Annotated in this window: 25 protein-coding genes and 1 riboswitch; of the genes, 2 read left to right on the top strand and 23 right to left on the bottom strand. The window is 25.9% G+C overall.

The window, feature by feature from the left end; translation table 11 throughout:
* Window positions 1-18 precede the first annotated feature (18 nt).
* Window positions 19-120, bottom strand: a riboswitch (purine riboswitch).
* 207 nt (window positions 121-327) lie between these two features.
* Window positions 328-1,431: a DEAD/DEAH box helicase gene (locus J2S18_RS11585; protein WP_307487079.1), complete on the top strand. Its 1,104-nt coding sequence runs from the start codon at window positions 328-330 to the stop codon at window positions 1,429-1,431.
* Window positions 1,432-1,517: 86 nt separating this feature from the next.
* On the opposite strand, the gene J2S18_RS11580 is transcribed toward J2S18_RS11585, so the two are convergent.
* Complete coding sequence (locus J2S18_RS11580) at window positions 1,518-1,856, bottom strand: hypothetical protein (protein ID WP_307487077.1); 339 nt, start codon at window positions 1,854-1,856, stop codon at window positions 1,518-1,520.
* Between the two features lie 302 nt (window positions 1,857-2,158).
* Between J2S18_RS11580 and J2S18_RS11575 the strand changes: the two genes are divergently transcribed.
* Window positions 2,159-2,662 carry a CarD family transcriptional regulator gene (locus J2S18_RS11575; protein WP_307487161.1) on the top strand — a complete coding sequence of 168 codons (504 nt, stop codon included), beginning with the start codon at window positions 2,159-2,161 and terminating at the stop codon, window positions 2,660-2,662.
* A gap of 115 nt (window positions 2,663-2,777) precedes the next feature.
* On the opposite strand, the gene J2S18_RS11570 is transcribed toward J2S18_RS11575, so the two are convergent.
* From J2S18_RS11570 to cbiT, 22 genes are all read right to left on the bottom strand, one after another.
* Window positions 2,778-3,215 carry a hypothetical protein gene (locus J2S18_RS11570; protein ID WP_307487075.1) on the bottom strand — a complete coding sequence of 146 codons (438 nt, stop codon included), beginning with the start codon at window positions 3,213-3,215 and terminating at the stop codon, window positions 2,778-2,780.
* Between the two features lie 213 nt (window positions 3,216-3,428).
* Window positions 3,429-3,659 carry a TIGR04540 family protein gene (locus tag J2S18_RS11565; protein WP_307487073.1) on the bottom strand — a complete coding sequence of 77 codons (231 nt, stop codon included), beginning with the start codon at window positions 3,657-3,659 and terminating at the stop codon, window positions 3,429-3,431.
* Between the two features lie 158 nt (window positions 3,660-3,817).
* On the bottom strand, window positions 3,818-6,568 hold the full coding sequence (locus J2S18_RS11560; RefSeq protein WP_307487071.1) for a polysaccharide lyase family 8 super-sandwich domain-containing protein: 2,751 nt from the start codon (window positions 6,566-6,568) through the stop codon (window positions 3,818-3,820).
* Between the two features lie 254 nt (window positions 6,569-6,822).
* Complete coding sequence (locus J2S18_RS11555; RefSeq protein WP_307487070.1) at window positions 6,823-7,824, bottom strand: LacI family DNA-binding transcriptional regulator; 1,002 nt, start codon at window positions 7,822-7,824, stop codon at window positions 6,823-6,825.
* A gap of 186 nt (window positions 7,825-8,010) precedes the next feature.
* Complete coding sequence (rbsB, locus tag J2S18_RS11550) at window positions 8,011-8,916, bottom strand: ribose ABC transporter substrate-binding protein RbsB (RefSeq protein ID WP_307487068.1); 906 nt, start codon at window positions 8,914-8,916, stop codon at window positions 8,011-8,013.
* A 20-nt stretch (window positions 8,917-8,936) separates the two neighbouring features.
* Entirely contained in the window at window positions 8,937-9,872 is a 936-nt protein-coding gene (locus tag J2S18_RS11545) for an ABC transporter permease (RefSeq protein ID WP_307487066.1), read from the bottom strand.
* Between the two features lie 27 nt (window positions 9,873-9,899).
* Entirely contained in the window at window positions 9,900-11,402 is a 1,503-nt protein-coding gene (locus J2S18_RS11540; RefSeq protein WP_307487064.1) for a sugar ABC transporter ATP-binding protein, read from the bottom strand.
* 14 nt (window positions 11,403-11,416) lie between these two features.
* Window positions 11,417-11,812 carry a D-ribose pyranase gene (gene rbsD / locus J2S18_RS11535; protein WP_307487062.1) on the bottom strand — a complete coding sequence of 132 codons (396 nt, stop codon included), beginning with the start codon at window positions 11,810-11,812 and terminating at the stop codon, window positions 11,417-11,419.
* 5 nt (window positions 11,813-11,817) lie between these two features.
* Complete coding sequence (gene rbsK / locus J2S18_RS11530) at window positions 11,818-12,747, bottom strand: ribokinase (protein WP_307487060.1); 930 nt, start codon at window positions 12,745-12,747, stop codon at window positions 11,818-11,820.
* 200 nt (window positions 12,748-12,947) lie between these two features.
* Complete coding sequence (locus J2S18_RS11525; protein WP_307487058.1) at window positions 12,948-14,117, bottom strand: ABC transporter permease; 1,170 nt, start codon at window positions 14,115-14,117, stop codon at window positions 12,948-12,950.
* Window positions 14,110-15,006, bottom strand: a complete 897-nt coding sequence (locus J2S18_RS11520; RefSeq protein WP_307487057.1) for an ABC transporter ATP-binding protein — start codon at window positions 15,004-15,006, stop codon at window positions 14,110-14,112. The genes J2S18_RS11525 and J2S18_RS11520 overlap by 8 nt, the downstream gene beginning before the upstream one ends.
* A gap of 111 nt (window positions 15,007-15,117) precedes the next feature.
* A complete protein-coding gene (locus J2S18_RS11515) occupies window positions 15,118-15,462 on the bottom strand; it encodes a cupin domain-containing protein (protein WP_307487055.1) in 345 nt (114 codons plus the stop codon).
* 75 nt (window positions 15,463-15,537) lie between these two features.
* Window positions 15,538-17,037 carry a cobyric acid synthase gene (locus J2S18_RS11510; RefSeq protein WP_307487054.1) on the bottom strand — a complete coding sequence of 500 codons (1,500 nt, stop codon included), beginning with the start codon at window positions 17,035-17,037 and terminating at the stop codon, window positions 15,538-15,540.
* A 13-nt stretch (window positions 17,038-17,050) separates the two neighbouring features.
* A complete protein-coding gene (locus J2S18_RS11505) occupies window positions 17,051-18,193 on the bottom strand; it encodes a hypothetical protein (RefSeq protein WP_307487052.1) in 1,143 nt (380 codons plus the stop codon).
* Entirely contained in the window at window positions 18,183-19,265 is a 1,083-nt protein-coding gene (gene cobD, locus J2S18_RS11500; protein ID WP_307487051.1) for a threonine-phosphate decarboxylase CobD, read from the bottom strand. The genes J2S18_RS11505 and cobD overlap by 11 nt, the downstream gene beginning before the upstream one ends.
* A 2-nt stretch (window positions 19,266-19,267) precedes the next feature.
* Window positions 19,268-20,212, bottom strand: coding sequence for an adenosylcobinamide-phosphate synthase CbiB (gene cbiB, locus J2S18_RS11495; protein ID WP_307487050.1), 945 nt, complete (start codon window positions 20,210-20,212; stop codon window positions 19,268-19,270).
* 21 nt (window positions 20,213-20,233) lie between these two features.
* Window positions 20,234-21,001: a cobalt-precorrin-6A reductase gene (locus J2S18_RS11490; RefSeq protein ID WP_307487048.1), complete on the bottom strand. Its 768-nt coding sequence runs from the start codon at window positions 20,999-21,001 to the stop codon at window positions 20,234-20,236.
* Window positions 21,001-21,726, bottom strand: a complete 726-nt coding sequence (cobJ, locus tag J2S18_RS11485) for a precorrin-3B C(17)-methyltransferase (RefSeq protein WP_307487047.1) — start codon at window positions 21,724-21,726, stop codon at window positions 21,001-21,003. Before cobJ ends, J2S18_RS11490 begins: the two co-directional genes overlap by 1 nt.
* 4 nt (window positions 21,727-21,730) lie before the next feature.
* Complete coding sequence (gene cbiG / locus J2S18_RS11480; protein ID WP_307487046.1) at window positions 21,731-22,720, bottom strand: cobalt-precorrin 5A hydrolase; 990 nt, start codon at window positions 22,718-22,720, stop codon at window positions 21,731-21,733.
* Between the two features lie 3 nt (window positions 22,721-22,723).
* Window positions 22,724-23,470 (bottom strand): precorrin-4 C(11)-methyltransferase, encoded by a 747-nt coding sequence (gene cobM / locus J2S18_RS11475; RefSeq protein ID WP_307487044.1) that lies wholly within the window; start codon window positions 23,468-23,470, stop codon window positions 22,724-22,726.
* 15 nt (window positions 23,471-23,485) lie between these two features.
* A complete protein-coding gene (locus J2S18_RS11470; RefSeq protein ID WP_307487043.1) occupies window positions 23,486-24,151 on the bottom strand; it encodes a cobalt-factor II C(20)-methyltransferase in 666 nt (221 codons plus the stop codon).
* Window positions 24,152-24,733, bottom strand: a complete 582-nt coding sequence (gene cbiT, locus J2S18_RS11465) for a precorrin-6Y C5,15-methyltransferase (decarboxylating) subunit CbiT (RefSeq protein ID WP_307487041.1) — start codon at window positions 24,731-24,733, stop codon at window positions 24,152-24,154.
* Window positions 24,734-24,735: the final 2 nt, after the last annotated feature.

Raw genomic sequence — 24,735 nt, 5'->3', positions numbered from 1 at the left:
GTATAGCTATACTATATATTAAAACTAATTCTTCCTCGTAGTCTGCTAATTTACGGCTAGCAGGTAGAAACTTTCGGACCATATTTCCGACGATATACGAGCAGTTTCTATGATATGTTCTATATTATATCATAAAAATATATTTTTGGATTAAATTTTTAAATTATAATGAAAATATAATATAATTAGAATTAACTTAAATCTTATGATATTATTAAACAATCTAATAAATTAGATATAATTTAAACTAATATTAATTTTAAATTATTTAGAATTATTTAAAACATATCTAATAAATTAAATTATTACAAATGAAAGAGGAATTTTATGAACTTTAAAGACTTAAAAATAAATGATGAATTAATTAATATATTAAAAAAACATGGAATAAAAAATCCAACTCCAATTCAAGAAGAAAGTATTCCATTTATAATTGATGGAAAAGATATTATAGCTGAAGCTCAAACAGGAACTGGTAAAACTTTAGCCTTTTTACTTCCTATTTTTAAAAATATTTCTGTAAATTCACAAGGAATACAGGCACTTATTATATCTCCAACTCGTGAACTTGCTATACAAATAACAGAGGAAGCATCAAAACTTAAAGAAGGAAAAGACATTAATATATTATCAGCATATGGTGGAAAAGATATTGGATCACAATTAAAAAAATTAAAAAACAATATACAATTAGTTATTGCAACACCAGGCAGACTATTAGATCACTTAAAAAGAGGTACAATTAACCTTAAAAATCTTAAAACCCTTGTTATTGATGAAGCAGATCAAATGTTATTTATGGGTTTTAAAAATGAAGTTGAAGCTATAATGAAAGAAACTCCTAAAAAGCATCAAACATTATGTTTTTCAGCAACAATGGATTCTAAAGTAAAAAAGTTAGCTTATAGATACATGAAGGACCCTGTTGTTGTTACAATAAAAAAGGAAGAAATCACTCTTAAAAATATAAAACAAAATGTTGTAGAAACTACAGATAGGCAAAAAGAAGACTCACTATGTTCAGTTTTAGATTCTGATAATCCATTTATGGCTATAATTTTTTGTAGAACAAAAAGAAGAGCTGATAAATTAGAAATGGACCTTCATAGTCGAGGATATAACTGCAAAAAAATTCATAGTGACATACCTCAACCTAAAAGGGAAAGAATAATGAAATCTTTTAGAAATGCAGATATTCAATATTTAATAGCAACTGATGTGGCTTCCCGTGGACTAGATGTAACTGGTGTTAGCCATATTTATAATTATGATATTCCTGAAAATGTTGAAAGTTACATACATCGTATTGGAAGAACTGGTAGAGCATCTGAAGATGGGTATACTTGTATGTTTGTTGCTCCAAAGGATATGAAAATGTTAAATGAAATTGAAGATGCTATAAATTTTAAAATTCCTAGAAGATCCATATAAATTTTAATATTATATAATGTAGCTCTATTTTAAAATGTGCAAAGATTTTTCTTTGCACATTTTAATAAAAAACTATTTCTAATATACTATTTTAATTGCTTTAATTTTTCTAAATCTTCTTTTAATATACTTATATCTTCAAATTTAATATTTTTAGGATTAGTTGTTAATGGAAATTCTCTTACCCATATATTACCATCAATCTTTTCTACTTTGTTTACCTCTTTACCTGGATCCTCATCATAAACTTCTTCTATTTCACTATCTGATGTTAATATTACAATTCTTCTGCAAGGTTCTTCCTCTTCACCATAAATATTAAAAAAACTATTATATGTATCAAAAGATTTTACAGCTGTAACTAATTTAACTTGTAATCCTAATTCCTTTGCTGCTTCAACCACATTAATATAATTATCATTCATTGTAAATATCTCCTCTTTTTAAAATTTTTCATACATTTACTATAGCATATTATATTATTATTAGGCTATCTAAAATCAATACTCACCTAAAACATAAACTATTATTAAACCCTTTCTTTCCTTATTGTTTCCTATGTGAAATTTAATATAACATTATAAAATATTCCTTCATAATTTAACCAAAAAATATATTTATTTTTTTACTTTCCATTTAATTGACATTGGTATTTTAGTATGATAAAATAATAATTTCGCCAAATTGCAAAATATATGATATACTATTATTAGAAGGACATTTGGAGGTGCTTTATTTGTTTAATGTAGGCGATAAAATTGTTTATCCTAGTCAAGGTGTCGGAGTAATTGATGTTATTGAAGAGAAGGAATTCTCTGGTAAATTGCAAAAATATTATAAGATACATCTAATTAATAATAATCTAAAACTTCTACTTCCAGCTAATCGTTCTGAAATTTGTCACTTAAGATTAATAAGTGATTCTAACCACTTAGACAAAGTTCTTAATAATATTACTAAATTCACCACAAACTTAGAAGAATTAATTAGTAATAATTGTAAAATGAGATTGCAGAACAATACCCTAAAATTTAAATCTGGTACTTTAGAAGATTTTATTGAAGTTGTATCTGACCTTACAATAATTAGTAAGGATCATAATCTAAATACAAGTGAAAAACAAATGCTAAATACAACAAAAAAGTTTTTAATTAATGAAATAGGATTAAGCAAAAATATATCTAAAGACGAAGCAACAAATTTATTAAATAGTTCACTTGCTTTAATATAGATTATGTAAATATTAATACATTTCAGAATAAGTATAATAATTTATTATACTTATTAATTATTTAAACTAAAAAAAGTCTGTAGAAATATTTCTACAGACTTTTTTAGTTAAAGTATTATTGTTCAGTTTCTTCAACTGCCACTTCTTCTTCATCTTTTTTATTTATATCATTTAAGAATGAATTCAAATCCATAAAAGTGCTTTTTGCAAATTCTAAAAATACATCTTCATCAATTTCCTTAAATTCTCTACTATTAACAACTACTAAATCTCTCATTAAAAGATTAACATCAATTTTTCCAACAACTTTAGCAGCATTTGCACTTGTTAAAGCACTTAAAACACCTTCACATTCATTTCTATTATTTATAATAGCATTATTTGATTTAGGTAATTTTTCTTTATAATCTAATGTAATACATTCATAAAATTCACCATATTCATCATATACCTCTAAAGCTATATTATCAGTGTCTAAATATCTTTCCATTACACAAGTTAAATTTAAACCATCCCATTGAATTTTTTTATTAAATATTCTTATATTTGCCATACTAAATTCTACCTTCTTTCAAATATATATACTTTAATCTTAAGTGGATTTAAAATAATTTTCTCTAACTTTAAAAGAAGTTAGTTATACTCACTTAATTTATTTTTCTTTGCTTGTTTATTATACATTAAAAAAGAAGATTTTAAAAATATTTTTATAAACTTAGGCTTTTATTAAATCATCTTCAATATGTATTAGTCATAAACTTATAATCTAATTATTAGCCATTATTTTATCTATAATTTCTATTCTTTCATCCTCTAATATATTAGCTAACTTAACTGGCATATGTCCATCTTTGTATACACTATTTTTATTAGCATTAACAATTTTAGTTATTTTATCTTCTAACTTTTCATAAGTCATAAGATTATCTAAATATTGATCAACTAAGTCCTTTAAGCAGGTTGCTAATTCTTTTGGATTTTTGTAAACTACTCTCATAATGTACTCCTTCGTTTTTGTATTTTAGTTTTTTATGTCATAAATAACATAAACATTATATCATATTTATTATATTAATAATTTATATAGGATGTAAACATATTATAATAAAAATGTGTAGAAATTATCTACACATTTTATTATAAACCATTTATTATCTATTTATTTCTCTTTTTCTTGAAAATTGTAATTCCAGCTCCAACTAATGATGCTCCAATTCCAAGTATTCCACCCATACCAGCTGTAAGCCCTGTTGATGGAAGTATACTATTTGAAGATTTATCTTTAACTGAATTATTTGATTTTTCATTTTTATCTTTCAAATCATTAGATTTATTATTATTCTTATTTTCAACTACTTTAGATCCATTTGAAGTTTCATCTTTTGATTTACCTTTATCTTCATTATCTTTAGAATTTTCCTTTTTATTATCATCTAATTTAACAGCTAAATTAATACTTCTTCCACCTGCATCTTTGGTATTTACATCAAAGGAAATTTTTCCATCCTTTAATTTTACATTTGATATTCTATCATCTTTAGAAATAACTTTAGCTCCTGGCTTACTTATTTCTACTGAAATCTTATCTCCTTCAAATGTAGGATCAGATACTGCAATATTTAAAACCTTATCTTTATCCTCTTTAGTAATTATTGATGATTTTTTATTTGAAGTTATTGAACCTGACGTATTTTTCCCATCTGCCCAGAAGTTTGCTCCTTCTATATTTAAACCATTATGCTTTACTCCACTTACTTTATCATCATTTCTTAAAATTTCAATTTTAGAGTTTTTTGAATACTCTTCAACTTGTTTTTCTGACTTTCCTGGTAATAAAACATAACTATATTCTTTATTTTTTATATCTTTACCATGATTAATGTACATAGTTAAATAATTATTTGTTACTTCCTTATTTACTGATGAAGTTCCTTTATTTATATCTAACCAATTACCATTTCGTTTATCCCTTATTAAATTTATATCTTCTCCCTTAGGGAAATAATATCCTATACTTGAACCATTATTATTTCCTTGAAGATAGGCCCATTTTGCATTTTTAACTTCTCCTTTGTTTCCTAAGGAATTAACTTCTGTTTTGCCATTTACAACAAACTTATTTGATCCATCTTTCTTTATCTTTCTATTTTCTACTATTGTTTCTACTCCATAATTATCCTTATCTGTTATTCCAGAACCTAATGAAACAATTTCATCATCAAACATAAACCAAGATTTATTTGCAGTTAATGAATCATTTTTATTGCTTATTTTCATTCCAGAAACTCCATACTTTCCAAGTTTACTTCCACCTGACCAGTTACTATTTGTAAGTTCATAATAAACTTTATCTTGAAGAGATGATGCTGGGTCAACCCCTTCAAGTATCTTTTTATCTTCTCTTTTTCTCTTATCTATAGTTGTTCCTGGAAGTCTATATGGATCAACTGTTGGCCAAAAATCTTCTGAAAACTGAGTTAAATCATTATTATAAAGATATGTCATTCCATCCCCTTGGAACCAAGGCTTTAAGTTTTCTTTATTCATAAACTCATATTTACTAATTCTAGTTGAACTTCTTGAAATAGCTAATGAATAATTTGACCTTTCATGAATAGTCTTATCCATCATATTTAATTCATAATCATGATCTCCTTGCTTTGTTGGTACTATGCTATTATCCTTCATCATCTTATAAAATTTGTTTGTTGAATTTATTGACTTAAACTTTGTACCAAAATCGATTACATCAGATGCTTCATTAGCCCATTCCTTAACTAAACTTAATATTTTTCTTGATGTAACTTTATCAGAAATCATTGAAAGTTTCATCATACCTTCCATAATTCCAGAAGTTTTATTATATCCATTATCCTTTTCTCTTGATATTGATCTTCCACATACCATATCCATAACATAGCCTTTATAAACTATAGGGTCAAAACTTTCAAATATCCACTTATATATATTATCTTTATTTTCTGATTTTATAGTCCATGGTGTTCCTTCTAATAAATACATTAAATTTGAAACTTTATTTATTAAAACAGCCCCATAAGATCCAGTATAGGCTATTACTCCATGTTGCACATAAGAACCATCTGGATAAAAACCATCACCACTAGTTACATAATTAAAAACGCTTACAATACCATCAGATGCTTCCTTTATTTTTTTGGGATCCTTTGAAATAACTCCTTGAAGAAGCTTATTTAAACATGTATCTGCTAAATTAGCTCCAGTAAAATGTTTACCTCCTGGATCAATTCTTGGTATAAATTTTTGTATTGCATCCATATAATTTTTTATTTGTTTTTCTGATAGATCATCATACATTAATATAACTGCATCATTTAATCTTCCTGGTATACCGATTTGCCAATCCCACCAATTTCCATATTGTTCAACCTTATTATTGTATGCGTTTTCATTTATCCAATCTAAAGCATATATTATCTTTTTCTTAAGAGCTTCACTATGATAGTATTTATTGTTAGGTAAATTATAAGCCTTTGACATAGATATTACATTATCTAACATTTTAACTATTTCAGCTGGATTCTTTTTATAATTGCTATAATTTTTCCATAACCATTTGTTTTGCTTATCCATATTCATAGTTTGTAAAACTTTAGTAGTATTAGTTTCATAAGAAGATATTTTTTTAGCTATAACAGGATTATTTACATCAATTGTGTCTCCACCTGTTAAATCATTTTTCCATCTTAATCTAACCTTTTCAATTATTTCTCCTTGATTTTCTTTCTTTTCAGCAGAAATTTTTTTATCTTTACCATTTACAGTAGCTGCATTTACAGTAGTAGTTCCTAAAACACTTGTTACAGTCATTGTAGAAACTAAAGCTGTTAATACTAACATTTTTGTTATTTCTTTGCTTTTCCTCATAAAAAGCCATCCCCTTTTGTTAAATTTTATAGTAATTTTATAATCACATATTTAAATAATATTATATAGTAAACCGATTTGCAATATGTATTTACAAATTTAAAGACTTTTCTTATTGTTTTTTATTTATATAATTCTATGTTTTAAACTAGTATTGATTTTAGATATGACTTGTAAGATCAACCCTCAACTAAACCATAGACTTATATAAAAACAATAAAAGAGCACTTTATAAATGCTCCTTTTAATCATAATTATTTAACTGTACTTCTTTCAATAAGATAAGGTTGTAATTTTATTATTTTTTCTTTAATATCTTTTTTATCTATTAAATCTATAAGTAACTTTATTCCCTCTTCCCCCATCTTATATATTGGCTGTGCTATTGTTGTAAGTTCTGGCTCAATAAATTTACAAATATCTATATTATCAAAGCCTAATATACTTATATCCTCTGGTATTTTATATCCATTTCTAAGTAAATATTTTATTCCTCCAATTGCCATAACATCACTACTATAAAATATAGCATCAATATTTAAATTTTTCTTCATTAACTTTTCTGTAGCTTTAAAACCACCTTCTAAAGAAAATTCTTCCTCTATATTAAATTCCTTATTATAAATTCCAAATTCAATAACCTTTTCAATATAAGTTTTTAATCTTATATTAGCAGTTCTAAGTTCTTTATTTCCACCTATAAAGGCTATTTTTCTTTTATTTTTATTATAAAGATAATCCATTCCTAAATTTATTCCTTTAGCATTATCACAAAATACCCCATTAAAATTCTCAAAATTTTCTATAATTCTATCAACTATTACAAAAGGAACTCCTTGGCTTTCTAATAATTTAAAAGACTCACTTTTATCATCAATTGGAGCTATTATTAACCCATCTATAGCCTTACTCATAAGAAGTCTAATATGTTCTGCCTCTCTTTTTTTACTATTTAAAGTATTACATAATATTATACTATATCCCTTTTCTTCTGCTATCTTTTCCATACCCTTTGCCATTTCACTAAAAAATGGATTTTGAATATCTGGAACTAAAACTCCAATACTATAAGATTTTTTAGTAATTAAACTTTTTGCTAGATAATTTGGTATATAGTTTAGTTCTTTAGCAGCCTTAAATATTTTTTCTTTTGTCCCTTTTGATATATTATTTTCTTTATTATTAAGTACCATTGATACTGTGGTCTTTGAAACATTAACTGCTTTTGCTATATCCAACAATGTTGTCTTTTTCATATTTTCCCTCCCACAAGTTTATTATTAGAATTATACCATATTTTTCATTTATATGTTAAATTTTAAAATTATGTTTTAAACTAGTATTGATTTTTATAGAATTATGAAATTATTTTAATAATTAATTAAATTTTCATTAGTTAAATTTAAAAAGCCTGATTTTTTTAATTTCAGGCTTTTACTTTTTTATTTTGTATAAATTTTTAAATCTGCTGCTATATTATTTTTAACTTTTTCTCCCTTATAAATCTTTGCTGCAAGTTCCACTCCTAAAGCTCCAATTTCATCTGGTTGCTGTGCTATTGTAGCCTTCATTTCTCCTTTATCTACTGCCTCTTTAGCATCTTCATTACCATCAAAGCCAATTATCATAGTATTAAGACCAGCTACCTTTACTGCCTTTGCAGCTCCAAGTGCCATTTCATCATTATGAGCAAATACAACTTGTATATTAGGATCTCTTTGAATTATATTTTCCATAACTTGAAGTCCCTTTTGTCTATCAAAGTCAGCTGCTTGAATTGATATAAATTTAGCCTTCTTATCTTTATCTAAAATATTATGAAAGCCCTGTCCTCTATCTCTTGTTGCAGAAGCTCCTGGTATTCCTTGTATTTCAACTATATTTATATTTTTCTTATCCTTAAATTTATCAAGTACAAACTTTCCAGCCATTTCTCCACCTACAACGTTATCAGATGCTATATGGCTTGTAACAAAACCTCCATTAGCTTGTCTATCTAATGTTATTACTGGAACCTTTGCTTTATTTGCAACCTTTATTGTATTTACAACAGCATCACTATCTGTTGGATTTATAAGTAGTGCTGTTACTCCAAGTTGAATTAAATCCTCAACATTTGCTCTTTCCTTCGCTGGATCATTTGTTGAGTCTAAAACTATTAATTCAAACCCTAACTTCTTAGCTTCCTTTTCTGCTCCTTCTTTCATTGAAACGAAAAATGGATTATTTAAAGTTGAAAGAACCATTCCAATCTTTTTAGGGTTATCTTTTTTCATGCATCCAGTTAGTGAACCTAAAACTAACACTACAATTACAAGAATAGCAATTACTCTCTTTTTTATTCGCATATTTTTTGCCTCCCTAAATTTTATTTCTTTCTACTTTTTTTATCTAATAATACTGCTATTAATATAACTAATCCTTTTACTATTGATTGATAAAAAGGTGAAACATTCATTAAGTTTAATCCATTATTTAATACACCTATTATTAAAGCACCAACTATTGTTCCTGAAATTTTACCTTCTCCACCTGATAGAGAAGTTCCTCCAATTACAACAGCTGCTATTGCATCAAGTTCAAATCCTGTACCTGCATTTGGTGATGCAGAACCTATTCTACTAGTTATTATAACTCCTGCAATTGAAGCTACAAAACCTGATATAACATAAGTCATAACCTTTATTTTATCTGTATTTATTCCTGATAGCTTTGCTGACTCTTCATTTCCACCTAAAGCGTATAAATATCTTCCAAATCTAGTTTGTGATAATGCATATATTGAAATTATTGCTATTATTATTGTTATAATAACTGGAACTGGTATAAAGCCTAACTTTCCATTACCTATTTCTAAAAACTTTTCTGGCAATTTAGATATTGGAGTTCCATTTGTAAATACTAAAGTTGCTCCTCTAAATATTGTCATTGTTGCAAGGGTTACTATAAATGCTTGTAATTTTCCCTTTGCTATTAATATTCCATTAACTAGTCCAATTGCTATTCCAACTATTGAAGCTACAATTATTGCTAAAAATATATTTCCAGTTGATTTAATTATTGAAGCTCCAAGGGCTCCACTAATTGCAAGGGTTGAGCCAACTGATAAATCAATACCTCCTGTTAATATAACAAAGGTCATACCTATTGCAATAATTGCATTAACTGAAACCTGTGTAAATACATTTGATATATTTGCTAATGTTAAAAAGCTTGGTGTTACAAAAGTTATAATTATACATAAAAGCACTAATCCAATTAAAGATTTATATTTATCTAAATATTCCTTGTAGTTTTCCTTCATAAGAAATTCTCCTCTCACCTTTTAAAATTAATTTACTCCAACTGCTAATTTCATTATTTTTTCTTGTGTTGCCTCACTTCTTAATACTTCTCCAGTTATATGCCCTTCACTCATAACCATTATCCTATCACTTATTCCAAGAACTTCTGGCAAGTCTGAAGAAATTATAATTATAGCTTTTCCACTTTCTTTAAGCTCATTTAAAAGCTCATATATTTCCTTCTTAGCACCAACATCAATACCTCTAGTTGGCTCATCTATTATTAAAACCTCGGGTTTAAGCATAAGCCACTTTGCTAATATAACCTTCTGTTGATTTCCTCCACTTAAATTTTTCATTAACTGCTGTGGATTTGGTGTTTTAATTCTTATCTTATTTATGAATTCATTTACATCTTCCATTTCACTTTTTTTGTTTAATCCTCCAAGTTTATTCTCATAACTTTGAAGATTTGAAATAGTCATATTATCTGCTACTGATAAACCTAAAACACAGCCTTCTTTTTTTCTATCCTCTGAAAGATAACATACTCCATTTTTTATTGCCTCTTGTATGCTTCCTCCCTTTAATTCTTTTCCATTAACTTTAACTGTTCCACCACTTTTTTTGTAAGCTCCAAATATAGTTTTTGCAAGTTCTGTTCTTCCAGATCCCATAAGCCCTGCAATTCCTAATATTTCTCCCTCTTTAACATTAAAGGTTGCATCATAAACTCCCTTTTTAGAACTTAAATCTTTAACTTCTAAAATAACCTTTCCTTTTTTTGTTTCTCTATAAGGAAATTGATCTTCTATCTTTCTTCCAACCATCATTGTTATTAACTTATCATTATCTATATCTTTAACCTTTGCATTTCCTGCATATTTTCCATCTCTTAAAACTTCAACTCTATCGCAAATTGCAAATATTTCTTCCATCCTGTGTGATATGTATATAATTGCTATTCCTTTTTTCTTTAAACTTTCTATTACTTTAAATAACTGTTTAGTTTCAACATCTGTAAGGGCTGTTGTCGGTTCATCCATTATTATTACTGCTGCATTTTTAGTTAATGCCTTTGCAATTTCAATCATTTGCTTTTCCCCAACATTTAAATTTGAAACAAGCTCCTTTGGATCTACATTACAACCTATTTGATCCAAAAACATTTTACTTCTTTCTTCTAAAAGCTTCTTATTTATTTTTCTTGTTCCTTTACTTATTTTTTCATTTCCAAGAAATATATTTTCGCAAACAGTTAAATTATTAATAACGCTAAGTTCTTGATGTATTATTGTAATTCCTAATTCTTCAGCAGCTTTTATTCCTTTAATATTTACCTTTTCTCCTTGAATAAATATATCTCCACTATCTTTTTCATATACACCACTTAGTATTTTCATAAGAGTTGACTTTCCTGCTCCATTTTCACCCATTAAAGCAGTAACCTCTCCTCCATAAGCAGTTATATTAACATTGTCTAGAGCCTTAACACCAGGGAATGATTTACTCACTCCCTCCATTTTTAACATTGGTTTTTTTAAACCCATAGTAACTCCTCCTTTTAAAATACAACTCCTGACTTTAAAATAATATTTGCATAAGGTGTTTGTTCTCCTGTTCTTATTACAGCCTTGCAATTTTTAAGTTCCTCTTTTAATCCTTCATGACTTAAAAATGTTATTTTAACATCTCCAATTTCCTTTTTTATTTCTTCAAAAAGTTTTGTACTTATTTTTTCTGTTTCTTCTGCTATAATTACTTCCTCTATTTCAAGTTCTAAAAGTACAGCTTTTAATGTATCTAAAAATGTAGGTAAATTTTTAATTAATGCTAAATCTATTCTCTGTACATCCTTTGGTATAGGTAATCCACAATCTCCTATAGCTAAAGAATCTGTATGTCCCATCTTTGATATTACTGTTCCTATTTCACTATTTAATAATTTTGTCTTTCTCATAAATGTTACTCCTCTCCATAAACTTCAATTACTTCTTCTATTTTCGCAATTGAAGGTTGTGCTCCTTCCCTTTGAACTGTTATTGAAGAAACCTTGTTACCAAATTTAACTGCCTTTAATAAATTTTCAAAACTTAAATTTTCTGTATTAAGTTTAAAACTTAAACCTCCAATAAAACTATCTCCTGCTGCTGTTGTATCTATTGCTTTAACTTTAAAAGCTGGTACTACTTGTCCATCATCTTTACTTATAACAGCAGCTCCCTTTTCTCCTAAAGTTATAATTACAAACTTAACACCTTTTTTTAATAATTCTTTAGAAGCTTTTTTAGCTGTTTCTAAATCATTAACCTTTATTCCTGTTAAAACTTCTGCCTCTGTTTCATTTGGAATAATTATATCTGTATATTTTAATAATTCATCATTTATTTTTTTAGCTGGTGCTGGATTTAAAATAGTTATAATATTATTTTCTTTTGCTATTTTAAAAGCTTTTAATGTACAATCTTCTGGAGTTTCAAATTGAGATATTAATATATGGCTTTTCTTTATTTCCTCCTTAGATTTTTCTATTTCCTCTTCATTTAATGTCATATTTGAACCTGAAATAACAACTATTGAATTATTTCCATTATTATTTACTGTTATCATAGCCATACCTGTAGGTTCTTTATCATCTTCAAATATTAAATTAGTATTTATTCCTTCTTTTTCTAATAATCCTTTTAATATTTCTCCATTATCATCTTTTCCTATTTTCCCAATCATTGAAACTAAATTACCAGATCTCTTTGCAGCAACTGCTTGGTTAGCTCCTTTGCCACCTGCTATTTTTTCAAAGGATTTTGAAAGTATTGTTTCACCTTCCTTTGGCATTTCATTAACCTTTATAACTAAATCCATATTTATACTTCCAAGTACACAAACTTTGTTCATATTTTTCATCCTTCCTACTAAATCGTTTCACTAAATCGATTAACTATATAATAATATACTTGTAAACGTTTTTCAATATATTTTTAAAATTTTTATAAAAAAAACTGTCACATTAATTCTTTAATGCAACAGTCCATTTATATTTACGAAAAAACTAAATACTAAGTTTATAGTAAATAATGAAAATATTTTCATTGAAATTATTTTTTATATTTCAAATTTCCAGAAAATAATTTCAATAAAGATAATAATAATATAATCCAAATTATTAAAATAAATAAACTCGAATTATAGTTTATGTATGTACATCCAGTTAAAATAGGATATTTATTAGTTATTATATCAATTGGATTATTTAAAAAAACAAAGAATACACTTAGTATTTTCATTACTCCTGTTTTTGCTAAAAATGAATTTATAAATAAAGCTATAACTGGAGTTAAGACAGTTATTATTAGTGAAATTATATTATTTTTAGTTAATAAAGATATAAGTGTACAAAATAATACAGTACAAATTATAAATAAAACTTGAAAAATTATAGCTTTTATTAAAAGATTACCCACACTAATATATGTTGAAGTGTCAGGCAATGCTGAAATATATTGGTTATAGGATTGGTTTAATATTATACTATTTTCAAACTTTGGATTTACAAATATAGGAGTTTTATAATTACCAAAAGAATATATAATCCCAGAAATAATAAATACAATTAAATCAAATAATAAAAAAGTAGATACTAATAATATTATAGCAGCAAAAGCTTTGCTAAAAATAATTTTACATTTTTGAATTGGTAATAATAAAATAGTTTGTATATTATTATTAGAATACTCATTTGATATAATATCAGAAATTGTAATAGAAATTATAAAAAACATAAAAAAAGTACTCATTATATATATGAAAGTTGTCAAAAAATCATAACTATTAGAACTATATTTAGAAGTTGGTTTTATATTATTATTTATTAATACATTATTCATCTCTATTCGTGTATTTGAAATACCTTTTTCTGTTTTATTTTCATTTAATTTTTTAGTTTCTAGTAATTTATTTTGCTCTTGTAAAGATTTCTTCCAATTAAAATTTTTATTTTTTAAATTATTATGATTATTAATCATTGACTCTAATTGATTGATTCGTTTCTCTATAGGAAGTTTATCTTTACTATCATTTTTTAAATGAGAATCTTTTTCCTTTAATTGATTAAGTGTATTTATATCCTTATTTAAGGAGTAATTGCTAGTTTGAAAAAAACATAAAGAAATAAGACCAAAACTTAACAATGACAAAATTATTATCAACATCATTAATTTTTTATTTTTTATTAATTTAAATAATTCATTTTTTACTAAACTAATCATTATAATCCCCTTCCATTAAATTTAAATATTTTTCCTCTAAACTTTTTTCTTTAATAATAATACTAGATAAATTAATATCATTATTAATTAAAAAACTTAAAAATGAAGTCAGTCTTTTGTTTTCACATATTATTTTTATTTTCTCATTAGAAATTTCAAAATTAATTAATTTTAAATTATTGTTTTTAATTAAATTTTCAATATTATAGATTTGGGAAGAAATTAAAATTTCTTTACATAATTGATTTTTTATACTTTGAATAGATTTTATTGTTCCATTTTCAAGAAATGCAACTTCATCACAAATCTTTTCAATTTCATCTAATTTATGAGATGAAATAAATACAGAAATATTTTTTGTTTTAACTAATGTTTTTAACATATTTCTAAATTCTATTACACCATTAGCATCTAAACCATTTGTAGGTTCATCTAAAATTAATATTTTTTTATTTCCTATTATAGCTTGAGCAATACCTAACCTTTGTTTCATACCTAAAGAAAAGTTTTTTACTTTTAAACTATTTGTATATTTTAAACCTACTAAATCTAATACTTTATCCACTTCATTTTCATTAATTTTCTCTATTCTTGCTATTTGCATTAAATTTTCTCTAGCAGAGAAAAAAGAATAAATTTTTGGACTTTCGATTAAAGCGCCTAAATTTTTTAAAGCTTCTATTCTATTTTCATTTATATTTATATTATTTATCAAAACTTCACCCTTATCAGGTTTAATTAAACCACAAATAATTTTCATTGTAGTACTTTTACCTGCACCATTTGGGCCTAAAAAACCAAAAATTTCATTTTCTTTTACTTCTAAGTTTAAGTCTTTAAGTATTTCTTTATTATGTATTTTTTTATAAATTCCACGTAATTTTAACATAAAATCCTCCCTTTTTTATCCTATAAATAAATTATACATCTTTAAAAACAAAAAAAAGATTTAAATTAAAATTTTTAATTTAAATCTTTTTTAAATATACTTTTAACTATTTTATTTATACTCAGCTCCTGCATTTGTTTTAGTTACTTGGACTGCAATCATTTCTTCAACAGTTCCATTAATGATTTCATGCCATTCTCCTGTTTTTACAAATACAGTGCTTCCTTCATTAACATCATATCCTTTATCATTAACTATCATCTTGCCTGAGCCTTTTAAGAAAATAAATATTTGCTCTCCAGCTGGATGTCTATGCTCCTTTAATACTTGGTTAGGCTTAAAATAATAAACTTCTGATGTTATATCTTCTCCTGCAAAAACTGGTACTTTAGGTACTACATTATTATTGTACTGTTCTAATGTTCCATCTAATAAATGTTTTTTTATAGCTTCCATAATATAAACTCTCCTTAAATAAATTTATTCTACATATAATTAATTTTTATCTTAAAGAGGTAATATTATTCACTATTAAAATATTATTTTTTCTAATTTTTCTATATCTATATTTTCTTCTAAAAGTTTTGCCAGTTTATTATATTCATTGTTCTTATGCTCTTTATAAGAATAATGCTTTTTACTATTAAGTTCTATATTATTTTTCTTTCCTATATAATTTAGTAACTTTAAATTAAATTCATCAGAATCAAAAATTCCATGAAGATAAGTTCCAACAACTGTTCCCTTTTCATTAACTGATCCAACAATTCTATTATTTTCATCACAAATAAAAGGTATTATTTCATCATCATATTCATTAACTCCATTATGTATTTCATAACCTTCTAATTTTATACCTTCAAATTCTTCTCCAAAAGGTGTTTTTCCATTAACTTTTGCCTTAATTTGAAGAGTTGTTTTATCTTTATTAAATTTAGTTTTAAACTTTAATAAAGCTAATCCTTCTTCTTCTGATACATTTCCTTCTATTTGGTTATTATCTATAACCTTTTCTCCAAGAATTTGATAACCACCACAAACTCCAAAAACTAAAGTTCCTTTAGAATTTAACTCCTTTATTTTATTAAAGATTCCATTTTCCTTTAATATTTTTAAATCTTCAATAGTATTTTTACTTCCAGGAATTATTATCATATGAGGGTTTTTAAGGTCATTAATATTATTAACATACCTTACATTTAAATCCTCATTTCTCTCTAAATTATTAAAATCAGTAAAATTAGACATATGAGAAAGTTTAATTATAGCTATATCTATTTTTCCTTTATTATTGCTGTTATTTTTTAATATTTTTTCACTTACTCCATCCTCATCTTCAATATCTAATTTACAGTGGGGCATAACACCAAGAACTGGAATATTTATTATATCCTCTAATTGTTTCATGGCATCTTTAAATAAATCTACTCTTCCTCTAAATTTATTTATTATTACACCTTTAACTCTCTTTCTGTCCTCTTCATCTAATAACATAATAGTTCCAACAACAGAGGCAAAAACTCCACCTCTATCTATATCAGCTACTAATATTACAGGTACATCTGCCATTTTAGCCATTGCCATATTAGCTATATCAGTTTCTTTTAAATTAATTTCAGCACAGCTTCCTGAACCTTCAAGTACTAATAAATCATATTTATCTTTTATAGAATTATAAGTATTTAAAACTTCCTTTTTTAATTCTTTATTTATTTCTTTATACTTATAGGCATCCATTATAAATTTAACTTTTCCATTTACAATAACTTGAGTCTTTCCTCCATTTGGCTTTAAAAGTAATGGATTCATAAAAGCCTTTGGCTTTATATTGCAAGCCTCTGCCTGAACAACCTGTGCTCTTCCCATTTCAAGTCCATCCTCTGTAACAAAAGAGTTTAAGGATATATTCATAGCCTTAAATGGACAAACCTTTAAAGATTTATTAGTAAAATATCTACAAATTGCCGCAGCTAATGTACTTTTTCCTACTGATGAGGCTGTTCCAAGTAACATTATTCCTTTAGATTTCATCTTATCAATCCTTTTAAATAAAAATTAAGTTTATTAACTCTTTACTTTCACTATGAGAATTTATGTTTTTCTCTTTAGAATTTAATAGCAAAAATTCTCCCTTTCCTCTTTCATGATTGCCAGTTAATGAATTAGTTATATGATCTCCTGTTATTAATAAAGAATAATTATATTTTTTATTAACCTCTTCTACTAATGGATTAATTAATTCCTTAAATATTTTTTCTAAAAATAAGGCTTTTCCTATAGTATCTTTTCTATGAGCTATTTCATCACAGCCATTTATATGTATAAGTAAAAAGTCTAAATCATTTAAGTTTTCCTTAGCCTTATTAAATTTTTCTATTAATGAAGTGTCATAATCTCCTGTTGATTCCTTTAGCTTTATCACCTTTAACCCTAGTGATTTACCCATTCCTTTTACTAAATCAATTCCTGAAATCACTCCCCCATTTATATTATACCTTTCAGTTAAAGGAGCAATTTCTGACCTTTTAGAAAGTCCCCAAGGATATAACATCAAACCTTCATAACCTAAGCTTTTAAAATAATTATAAGAAAACTTTATAAATTTAAGTAATAAATTTAAGCTTTCACTATTTTCTCCCTGCATTTTAGGTAATATATACTTTATATATTCTCCTACATTGCTATGAGGTTTTAAAAATACTATATTATTTAATTTTTCATATTTTTCATTTACAAAAAGTAAATTTCTATAAGCATCACAATGAAGAAGATTAAAATATTTATTAAACTCCCTTTTATCTTTAAGGTTATCTATAAATTTACTAATAAGTAAATCCATATCCTTTGTAGATAATCCCCCTGTAAAATCTATTAATCTTCCATTATTAACTTTTACTAAATTGCATCTTAAAAGGGATTTATCTAAATTCAGGTTATATCCCCTTGATAAAGCCTCAAAATAAGCTCTTTCATATATTTTATTTTCCTTTGGCGAATATCCCAAAATATTAAATATACAATTTAAACTGTCAACATCATATTCTAATAGGGAGTTATCTACTTCTCCTCTATAAAAAAAATTACTTTTCTTTTGTAATTTTTCAAAATTTAAGTTTATAATATCTTTTATTTCACTTGTATTTTCAAAATATCCATCTAAAATTATTAAAACTTTTTTATCTTTCATTATTAAAAACCTTATTTAATGCATTTATTATTTTATTGTTTTCTATCCTTGTTCTAACTGCAATTCTATAAAACTTATTATCTAACCCTTTATAATTATTACAACTTCTAATTAAAATCCCATACTTTAAAAGTTCTTCCTTTAAATCTATATTTAAATTTATCTTAAAAAATATAAAATTAACTGATGGCTTAAAAACCTTTATATTATCTATATTTTTTAAATTATTATATAAATATTCCCTTTCACCATTTACATAATTAATACTTTCTTTTTTATAGTTTTCTTCTTTTAATCCTTTTGTTGCTGCAATTTCTGCTAATGTATTTACATTCCAAGACATGGTAACTTTATTTATTTTATTTAATAATTCCTTATTATTTGTAACTCCAAAACCTATTCTAAGACCTGGAATTGCATAAAACTTAGTTAAAGATTTTATAACTATTAAATTATCATATTTGCTTATTAAATTAAGTACTGAATATTTTTCTTTATCTTCTACAAAGTCTAAAAAAGATTCATCAAGGGTAACATAAATATTTAATTCCTTTGCCCTTTTAATTACCTTTTCTAAATAATCTTTTTTTGTTATAACTCCTGTTGGATTATTAGGATTACATATAAATAAAAGGTCTAAGCTTTCATCTAATCTATCTATTAACCTTTCATTTAATTTAAAGTCCTCTTCTTCCTTTAATAAAAAATATTCTATATTTCCATCTATACTTTTAAGGGCTTCTTCATATTCTGAAAAAGTTGGAGCTAAGATAAGTGTATTTTTAGGTTTCATGCCTCTAACTAAATTAAATATACATTCAGCTGCCCCATTTCCTAAAAATAAATTTTCTATATTTATTCTCTCTGATTTAACTATTTCTTCTTTAAGTGAAAGATAAGTTATATCTGGATAATGTATTATTTCTTCTATACTATTTATTATTGAATTTTTTATATTTTCATTAAGTCCTAATGGATTTATATTTGCTGAAAAATCAGTAATTTCATCCTTACTTATATTATATTTTCTACAAATTTCATCAATATTTCCACCATGAACAGATTTTTTCAAAATTAAATCACCTCTATAATCTTGCTTATTATACAAGCTACTATAACTCCTAGAAATGAAGTTAAATATAATATTTTGTTAGCTAAATCTACATCTTTTAAAGTTATTTTCTTTAATGGATCTCCTATTTCAGGTTTTTTTACTAATTTACCAAAATAATAATTTGCTCCTCCAAGTCTTATATCTAAAGCTCCTGCTACTGCTGATTCTGGATGAGCACTATTTGGACTTGTATGATTATTTTTATCTCTTTTGTAAATTTTAAAGGCATTTTTATAATCTAATCCTAATAAAAATGCAGCTATTATAATTAGATATGAAGATAACCTAGCTGGTATATAATTAAATACATCATCAAGTTTTGCAGGAAAATATCCAAAATCTTTATACTTATCATTTTTATATCCAAACATAGAGTCCATTGTATTTACTGCCTTATATAAAAACATAAGTGGTGCTCCAAATATTCCTCCAAAAAATAATGGTGCTATTATTCCATCTGATAAATTTTCTGCTACAGTTTCAATAACAGCCTTTGTTATTCCCTCTTCATCTAAACTTTCTGTATCCCTTCCAACTATGTAAGATAATTGTTTTCTAGCTCCATTAATATCATTTTTTCTTAAATATTTTATTACCTTTAAACCTTCAACCTTTAATGCTTTTGTAGATAAGCAAAAATAAATAGCTATTCCACTATAAGCTATTGAAAGATATGGACTTATAATCCCAAGTCCCTTTATTATAAAAATATTTAAGAAAAATACTATTAATACAACAGTAAGCCAAGTTAAAAGACCTGCTAATTTAAGTTTATTTTTAAATATTTTTCTAAATATATTTTCACTAATCTTTGCAACTTTTCCAATTCCCCTAATTGGGTGGAAAGGATTTTGGGGATCTCCTATTATTAAATCCCCTATGTATCCTATTATTATTTCAATCATATTAAAGCTCCTAATTTACTTTTAAAATTTATAATTATTTACTAAATAATTAACTAATTCTTCTTCTTTATAAAAAGTATTTCCATATTTTATTTTAGGCTTTTCTATTACTATAAGCTTTATATTTTTATCTATTGAGGCTTTAAGTTTCTCCTCTACCCCTCCAGCTAATCCACTATCTTTAGTTATTATTGCCTTTGCATTATATTGATCTATAAATCCCATATTCATTTCATAGCTTACAGGACCTTTCATGGCTATAATATCAGAAATGTTAACTCCTAAATTTATTATTTCTTCAAGTATTTTAGGTGATGGAAGCACTCTATGAATAATTCTATTTTGGCAATTTAAATTAATAATGTTTTTTATATTTCTACTTCCAGTTGTATTTAGTATATTTCCTGGAACTTTTTCTAAAACTTCCTTTAATTCATAATAGCCTTTAATTTTTATTATATTTTCACTATTTGAATTACTAAGTATTCCTTCTCTTTCATAGCGAATATAATCTATATTTGTTTCCTTTGAAGCTTCCATTGCATTTTTACTAACCTCTGTTGCATAAGGATGAGAGGCATCAACTAACACCTTTATATTAAATTCCTTTATTAAATTTATTAATCCATCCTTATCTAGCGGCTTAGTATTTAAATGTTTCATCTTATAACTTTTAAGTAATTCTCCACCATACTCTGTAGCTGTTGAAACAACTATTTTATCTGTATAATTATTTATACTTTTTAATATTTTTTTCCCTTCAGAAGTACCTAATATAAATCCAATCATTACTTTTCCTCTATTTTATATCCTCTAGGTGTTATAAATTTATTATCCTTAATATAACTTTTTGAATTTCCAACTATAACAATACTCATCATATCAACTATTTCAGTATCAAATTTATCTAAAGTTGTTATAGTATAACTCATATCATCTCTTAAGGCATTTTTTACAACAGCAATAGGAGTATTATCTTTTCTATAATTTCTAATTATATCTAAACATTCCTTTAAATATTCTGGTCTACCTTTACTTTTTGGATTATATAAAGAAATTATAAAATCTCCTTCAGCTGCAAGCTTTACTCTCTTTTTAATTTCTTCATAAGGTGTCATTAAATCACTTAAACTAATATTACAGTTATCGTGCATAAGTGGCGCTCCAACTACAGAACCTGCTGCACTTGATGCTGTAAGCCCTGGAACTATAATAACCTCTTCATCCTTTTTAAGTTCTAATATAAGTCCAGCCATTCCATATATTCCAGCATCTCCAGTACTTATTAAACAAACATCTTTATCCTTAGAAAGCTCTAATGCTTTTTGGCATCTTAAAACTTCCCCTCTCATACCTGTTTTATAAACTTCCTTACCGTCTATTAAATCTTCTACCATCTCTATATATTTTGTGTATCCAACTATAATATCACAATTTAATATTGTATCTCTTGCCTTCATTGTCATATGTTCAAGACCACCTGGTCCTATTCCTACTACATATAATTTTCCCATTAATTTATTCTCCTTTTTTGTTTACTATTTCTTCTCCAATTGAAAGAGTCATTCCTTCATATTTTATTTTCTTTAAAGTAACTTCTCCACCTAAAAGATGTACAGTAGGCTGGCAAACACCTTTAACTCCTACTGTTTTAAATACAAAATCACTTTCTTCATAGTTACAATCTACAGAATTTATTTCATCTTTATTAAAAGTTTTAAATTCACAATTAAAATATTTTGCAAGGTCTATTATTGCCTGTTCATTTTTTTTAACATCTATAGAACCTATAATTTTAACTGCTCTTTCATCATAATTATTTTCTTTTAATGTTTTAAGGACAAATTTTTTTAATTTATTGCTATCTGTATCTTTTCTGCATCCTATACCTAGTATTACATCTTTTCTTAGAAGTCTTAATATATTATCTTCATTTTTATTATCTAATTTATTTGTAATCCAAAGGGTATTGTTTTTAACTTCTCTAGTTTTTATATATCCCTTTGGTAATTTTATTAATTCCTTATCATCTTTAAAGTAAACTTTATTACCATTTACAAGAAGAGAGGCAATATTTTTGCATACATTTAAATTATCTATAATTAAATTATTATTTTTTGCAATCATATCTGGAGCTTCTAAGTTCATTCCATCTGTAGCTGTTGTTATAACTGGAGTATTATTTAATATACTAGAAACTTTAAGAGTTAACTCATTTGCTCCCCCTAAATGTCCACTTAATAAACTTATAGTAAAGTTATTATTTACATCAACAACAACTATTGCAGGGTCCTTTGATTTTCCTTTTAAATATGGTGCAGTAAGTCTTATAGCAATTCCTGTAGAACTTATAAATATAATTCCTTCAAGATTTTCCATAAAATCTTTAGTTACATTTTTTAAATCTAGATTTTCTCTAGATTTAAAAAATACTTTACCATTAAGTTTTTCATTTATCTTTTCAGCTATTTTGTTCCCCTTTTCTGTAACGCTAATAACTCCAATCATATTTTACTCCTTAGCGTCTCTAAACATATGAGTGAAGGATTTATCATATAATTTACTCTTTTCATACTGACAATTTATAAAGTCTCCAACTAAAATTTGAGCACACTTTGTAATTCCAGCTTCCTTTACCTTTTCACTTATATCATCTAAAGTTCCAAGAATTGCTCTTTCATCTTCCCAAGTTGCTCTTTCAACAACTGCAATGTTAACATTTCTTCCATATCCACGTCTAAGTTTAGCTACAACCTTATCAATCATTGAAATAGATAAGAATATTGCCATTGATGCTCCAATACTTGCAAGCTTTTCTAAATCTTCTCCCTCTGGAACTGGAGTTCTTCCCTCTACTCTAGTAAGTATTACTGTTTGAGTTATACTTGGAAGGGTAAATTCTTTCTTTATAACTGAAGCTGCTGCTGTAAAAGAGCTTACTCCTGGAATAACTTTATATTCAATATTATATTTATCAAGTTCATCCATTTGCTCTTTTATTGCTCCATATATTGCAGGATCTCCTGTATGTAATCTTACTATAACCTTATCCTTATTTTCTTTCATAACATCTATAACTTCATCTAATGTCATCTTAGCTGAATTATATATTTTTGCTGAAGGTTTGCAAAACTTTAAATGCTCCTTAGAAACTAATGAACCTGCATATATAACTACATCTGCCTTTTCTAAAGTTTCTCTTCCCTTTACTGTTATTAAATCAACATCTCCTGGACCTGCTCCTATAAAATAAACCATTATTTTTTCCTCCTCTTAAGCTCTACTTGCAATAATTAAAGACATATATTCTCTTGAATTTATTATATCTTCTTTATTTTCTAATATTCTTTCGCCTTCTCTTCCAACTTTATGTACACATACATAATCAAAGCCCTTTTCCTCTAAAAAGTTTACAACTTCCTCTTCTCTTCTATATACCTTCATTATTACAACATACTTTTCATCCTTTATATCAGTAACTCTAGCTGCTGGTAATATTAAAAGTGGTTCATTTCCTATAACAAGTGTTCTATTAACTAAACTAGCTGCTGCACAAAAAGAAGTTACTCCAGGTATTGTACTAACTTCTATTCCACTTTCTTTCATATGCTTTAACATATGAATATATGTACTATAAACATAAGGGTCTCCAATAGTTAAAAACCCTACTGTCTTTCCCTTTTCTATTTCACTTCTTATATATTCATAAGCTTCCTTAGACTTTATAACTCTATCCTTTTTCCCCATTGGAAAGTGTTTTAAAACAACTTCACAATTATCTTTTATATAATCCTTTGCAACTTCTAAGGCAACACTTTCTGCACCTTCTACTGCAACTGGTGCTACAATAATGTCACATTCACTAATAGCCTTTACTGCCTTTATTGTTAAAAGTTCTTTATCTCCAGGTCCTACACCTATTCCATATAATTTTGCCATTTATTTATTTTCTTCCTTCCTGCATTCAACTATAAATATTGGATTATTTGCTATAAGCATTAAACTCTTACCTTTAGATTTACTTACTTGAAGCATTGATACATCCACTTTATATCCTAAATTTTCTATTACTAAAATTGCTTCATAAACATTTTTTAAAGTTATAAAGTTCATTACAATTTTCCCTGAATTTATAAGCAATTTATCTGATAAGTTTATAATTTCTTCTAAACTTCCACCAGAACCTCCAATAAATATAGAATTAAATTTCTTTTTATCCTCTATAAATTTATTTAAATAGTTTATTGCATCTCCTTCAAATAGTTCTATATTGCTGCAATTAAACTTTTCTATATTTTTTTTTGTAACTTCTATAGCATCAATATCTTTTTCTATTGAATATACTTTTCCTTCAGTTACAATTTTAGCACATTGAATTGAAATTGACCCTGTTCCACTTCCAATGTCTAATATATTAAAATCTTTTTCTAAATCAAGTTTAGAAATTGAATTTATTCTTATATCTTCCTTTGTCATTGGACAATTTCCTCTTATAAATTCTTCATCCTTTATAAACTTCATAA

It is taken from the genome of Eubacterium multiforme, assembly GCF_030813415.1.
In the GTDB taxonomy this organism is placed as follows: domain Bacteria; phylum Bacillota; class Clostridia; order Clostridiales; family Clostridiaceae; genus Clostridium; species Clostridium multiforme.
Note: the sequence above shows the minus strand (reverse complement) of the source record. Positions and strands in the feature narration are given on the sequence as shown.